Source organism: Ruegeria sp. HKCCD7181 (assembly GCF_057221055.1).
Genome location: NZ_JBWVBC010000032.1, coordinates 1 through 4450, shown reverse-complemented (window position 1 = coordinate 4450; position 4450 = coordinate 1). Strand labels below are relative to the sequence as shown.

Here is a 4450-nt window from a genome sequence, read left to right as displayed (position 1 = left end):
TTACTCTGCGGCTTCCTCGTACGCTTCCATTGGGGGGCATGTGCAGACGAGGTTTCGGTCGCCGTATGCGTTGTCGACGCGGTTGACGGGGGACCAGTATTTGTCGACGCCCATGGAGCCCGGCGGGAAGCAGGCCTGTTCGCGGGTGTAGGGGCGGTCCCAGTCGCCGACCAGATCGCGCACCGTGTGGGGGGCGTTTTTCAGCGGGTTGTTCTCCGCGTCGATCTTGCCGTCGATGATGTCCTGCGCCTCGGCCCGGATCGAGAGCATGGCATCGCAGAAGCGGTCCAGCTCGTCCTTGGGTTCCGATTCCGTGGGCTCGACCATCAGCGTACCGGCCACCGGCCAGGACATGGTCGGCGCGTGGAAGCCTGAATCGACCAAACGCTTGGCCACGTCGTCGACGCTCACATTGCCCTCGGCGTCCAGCGGACGGGTGTCGAGGATGCATTCATGCGCCACACGTCCGGTCTCGGACGTATAAAGGATCGGATAGGCATCCTTGAGGCGCGCCGCGATGTAGTTGGCGTTCAGGATCGCCACTTTCGTGGCCTGCGTCAGACCGGCGCCACCCATCAGCAGCACATAGGCCCATGAGACCGGCAGGATCGACGGCGAGCCGAAGGGCGCTGCCGAGACCGGGCCCACGGCCGAGCCGTATTCCGGGTGGCCCGGCAGGTGCTCTTCCAGATGCGCCTTGACGCCGATCGGACCCATGCCGGGGCCGCCGCCGCCATGCGGGATGCAGAAAGTCTTGTGCAGGTTCAGGTGGCTGACATCGCCGCCGATCTTGCCGGGCTGGGCCAGACCGACCATGGCGTTCATGTTGGCGCCGTCGATATAGACCTGACCGCCGTGATCATGGGTGATCTGACAGACCTCCTGCACGGTTTCCTCGAACACACCATGGGTCGAGGGGTAGGTGATCATGCAGGCCGCGAGGTTGTCCGAGTGCTTCTCGGCCTTCTCGCGGAAATCGGTGACATCGATGTTGCCCTTGTCATCCGCTTTCACCGGCACCACCTGATAGCCCACCATCTGCGCCGAGGCCGGGTTGGTGCCATGCGCCGAGGTCGGGATCAGGCAGACATTGCGGTGCGCCTCGCCCCGCGACGCGTGGTAGTTGCGGATGGTCAGCAGGCCGGCATATTCGCCCTGCGCGCCCGAATTGGGCTGCTGGGAGATCGCGTCATAGCCGGTGATCTGGCACAGCTTGTCGTTCAGATCGGCAATCATCTCGTGATAGCCCTGCGCCTGATCTTCGGGAACGAAGGGGTGCAGATTGCCGAACTCGGGCCAGGTGACCGGGATCATCTCGATCGTGGCATTCAGCTTCATGGTGCACGAGCCCAGCGGGATCATCGCCCGGTCCAGCGCCAGGTCGCGGTCGGCCAGGCGGCGCATGTACCGCGTGATCTCAGCCTCGGCCCGGTTCTTGTGGAAGATCTCGTGGGTCAGATAGGCGCTTTCGCGCAGCGCGTAATCCGGCAGGCGGTACACCTTGTTCGAGCTGTCATCCTTGCGGTCGATGCCGAAGGCGCCCCAGACGGCCTCGATGGTCTCGGGGCGGGTCTGCTCGTCCAGGCTGATGCCCACTTTCGTGTCGCCGACCTTGCGCAGGTTGACACCGCGAGCCACGGCGGCCTCCATAACAACGGTCTGCAGGTGGCCGACCTCAACGGTGATGGTGTCGAAGAACACTTCCGGCTCAACGGCAAAGCCTGCCTCTTCCAGACCAGCCGCCAGGCGCGAGGTCTTGCGGTGCACCGATTGCGCGATGGCCTTGATGCCGTCGGGGCCATGATACACGGCATACATCGAGGCAATCACCGCCAGCAGCGCCTGCGCGGTACAGACGTTGGAGTTGGCTTTTTCGCGGCGGATATGCTGCTCGCGGGTCTGCAGCGCCAGGCGGTAGGCCTTGTTGCCGCGCGCGTCGATGCTGACGCCGATGATCCGGCCCGGCATGGACCGCTTCAGCTTGTCGGTGGTCGCCATGTAAGCGGCGTGCGGGCCGCCATAGCCCATCGGAACGCCAAAGCGCTGGGTCGAGCCGATGGCAATATCCGCGCCCATCTCGCCGGGCGACTTCAGCAGCGCCAGCGACAGGATGTCGGCGGCGACGATGGCGATGGCTTTATGTTCATGCAGCGCCGCGATCTCGGCGGTGAAGTCGCGCACGTGACCATAGGTGCCCGGATACTGGAAGATCGCGCCAAACACCGCGCCGGCATCCAGCGTGTCCGGATCGGCAACCTGCACGTCGATTCCCAGAGGCTCGGCGCGGGTCTTGATCACGGCAATGGTCTGCGGGTGGCAGTTCTTGTCGACAAAGAAGGCCGCGTTGTTGGCCTTGGAGCGGCCGCCACGCTTGGCCATCGCCATGGCTTCGGCGGCTGCGGTGGCTTCGTCCAGCAGCGAGGCGTTGGCCACGTCCAGCCCGGTCAGATCGCTGACCATGGTCTGGAAGTTCAGCAGCGCCTCGAGACGGCCCTGGCTGATCTCGGGCTGATAGGGCGTATAGGCGGTGTACCAGGCCGGGTTTTCCAGGATGTTGCGCAGGATTGGTGCAGGCGTGGTGGTGCCGTAATAGCCCTGGCCGATCAGCGAGGTCAGAACCGTGTTCTTGCTCGCCACCTCTTTCATGTGGAACAGCGCGTCACGCTCGGTCATCGCCGGACCCCAGTCCAGCGGCTCGGACTGGCGGATCGCGGGCGGGACGGTGGCGTCGATCAGCTCGTCTAGCGTCTTGAAGCCGATCACTTTCAGCATGTCGCGCATCTCGGTGGGCGACGGGCCGATGTGGCGGCGATTGGCGAAGTCATAGGCTTCGTAATCGGTCAGTTTGAAGGCCATTGCAGCGCTCCTCGTGGAAAGGTCAGGCCCGGCGGAGACTGCAAGGGCCTCCGGCGGAAGTATTTGGAAAAGATAAAGCGGCGGGCCCGCGCAGGGCCCCGCCAGATCGTCAGCCGATCAGGGCCTTGTAGCCGTCCAGATCCATCAGATCTTCCAGCTGCGACGCGTCGCTCAGCTTGATCTTGTAGATCCAGGCCTCGCCCTCGGGATCTTCGTTCAGCGCGCCGGGATTGTCGGCCAGCGCCTCGTTCACTTCCGTGATCTCGCCATCGACCGGGGCATAGAGCTCGGACGCGGCCTTGACGGATTCGATCACCCCGATCTCGCCGCCCTTTTCGAACTCGTCGCCCGTTTCCTGCTGCTCGACGAACACCACTTCACCCAGCTGCTCGGCCGCGTGTTTGGTGATGCCCAGAGTGGCCGTGTCCCCTTCGACGGTCAGCCATTCATGCTCTTCGGAATAATAGGTTGCCATGTCTTCTCTCTCCTGACTTCAACGCTTGTAATTCTGAGTGACAAAGGGAAGCGCCACGATCTCGGCCGGTTGCGCCTTGCCCCGGATGATCAGGTTCACCTTCTCTCCCGGCTCGCCATGGCCCCTGGACACATAGCCCATCGCAACGGGGCCGCCGACCGTCGGGCCAAAGCTGCCCGAGGTGATCTGACCGATGGTGTTGCCCTCGGCGCATTGCACTTCCACGCCCTGACGCGCCGGTGCGCGGCCTTCAGGCTTGATGCCCACCAGCTTGCGGGATGCCCCCTCGGCCAGTTCTTTCTGCACGCGATCCGCGCCCGGGAAACCGCCTTCTTCCTTGCGGCGCTTCTGGATCGCCCAGGCCAGCGACGCCTCAATCGGCGAGGTGCTCTGGTCGATGTCATTGCCATAGAGGCACAGCCCGGCCTCCAGCCGCAGGCTGTCGCGCGCACCCAGACCCGCCGGTTCGCAATCCTCATGCGCCAGAAAGGCGCGGGTCACCTCAACGGCCTTGTCCTCGGGGATCGAGATCTCGTAGCCATCCTCGCCCGTATAGCCCAGCCGCGAGATGCGGCACTCGACGCCGTTGATATCCGCCACGGTGGTTTCCATGAACTTCAGGTCGCGGGCCGCGGGGCACAGCTCACCCACCACATCCTCGGCCTTGGGGCCCTGCACGGCGACCAGCGCACGGTCGAAGATCTCGGTCACTTCGACGCCGTCCAGGTTGGCCTGCATATGCGGAATATCCTGATGGCGCAGCGCCGCGTTCACCACCACAAAGTAATGATCCCCCGCATTCGACACGATCAGGTCATCCATGATCCCGCCTTCCGGATTGGTAAAGAACCCGTACCGCGCCTTGCCCGGCTTCAGCGTTGCATAAGCTTGCGGGCAGATCGCCTCAAGCTTCTCGCCCACATTCTCGCCCCGCAGAATAACCTGACCCATATGGCTCACATCAAACACCGCCGCCTTCTCACGGCACTGCTTATGCTCGCCCATAATACCCAAAGGATACTGAACAGGCATCTCCCACCCAGCAAAATCAACCATCTTGCCGCCCAACTCAACATGCAAGTCATACAACGGCGTGCGCTTCGGTGAACTCATATCGGC

Annotated in this window: 3 protein-coding genes; all 3 read right to left on the bottom strand. The window is 63.6% G+C overall.

The annotated features are described in order from the left end of the window. Complete coding sequence (gene gcvP / locus AC2TCY_RS22960) at positions 1–2856, bottom strand: aminomethyl-transferring glycine dehydrogenase (RefSeq protein WP_480851061.1); 2856 nt, start codon at positions 2854–2856, stop codon at positions 1–3. 109 nt (positions 2857–2965) lie between these two features. Further along, positions 2966–3331: a glycine cleavage system protein GcvH gene (gene gcvH, locus AC2TCY_RS22955; RefSeq protein ID WP_480851060.1), complete on the bottom strand. Its 366-nt coding sequence runs from the start codon at positions 3329–3331 to the stop codon at positions 2966–2968. 18 nt (positions 3332–3349) lie between these two features. Beyond that, positions 3350–4444, bottom strand: coding sequence for a glycine cleavage system aminomethyltransferase GcvT (gene gcvT / locus AC2TCY_RS22950; RefSeq protein WP_480851062.1), 1095 nt, complete (start codon positions 4442–4444; stop codon positions 3350–3352). Positions 4445–4450 lie beyond the last annotated feature (6 nt).

Bases quoted from the DNA above. Each gene is read 5' to 3' on its own strand.
- gcvT (WP_480851062.1), bottom strand. From the start codon at position 4,444: ATGAGTTCACCGAAGCGCACGCCGTTGTATGACTTGCATGTTGAGTTG.
- gcvP (WP_480851061.1), bottom strand. From the start codon at position 2,856: ATGGCCTTCAAACTGACCGATTACGAAGCCTATGACTTCGCCAATCGC.
- gcvH (WP_480851060.1), bottom strand. From the start codon at position 3,331: ATGGCAACCTATTATTCCGAAGAGCATGAATGGCTGACCGTCGAAGGG.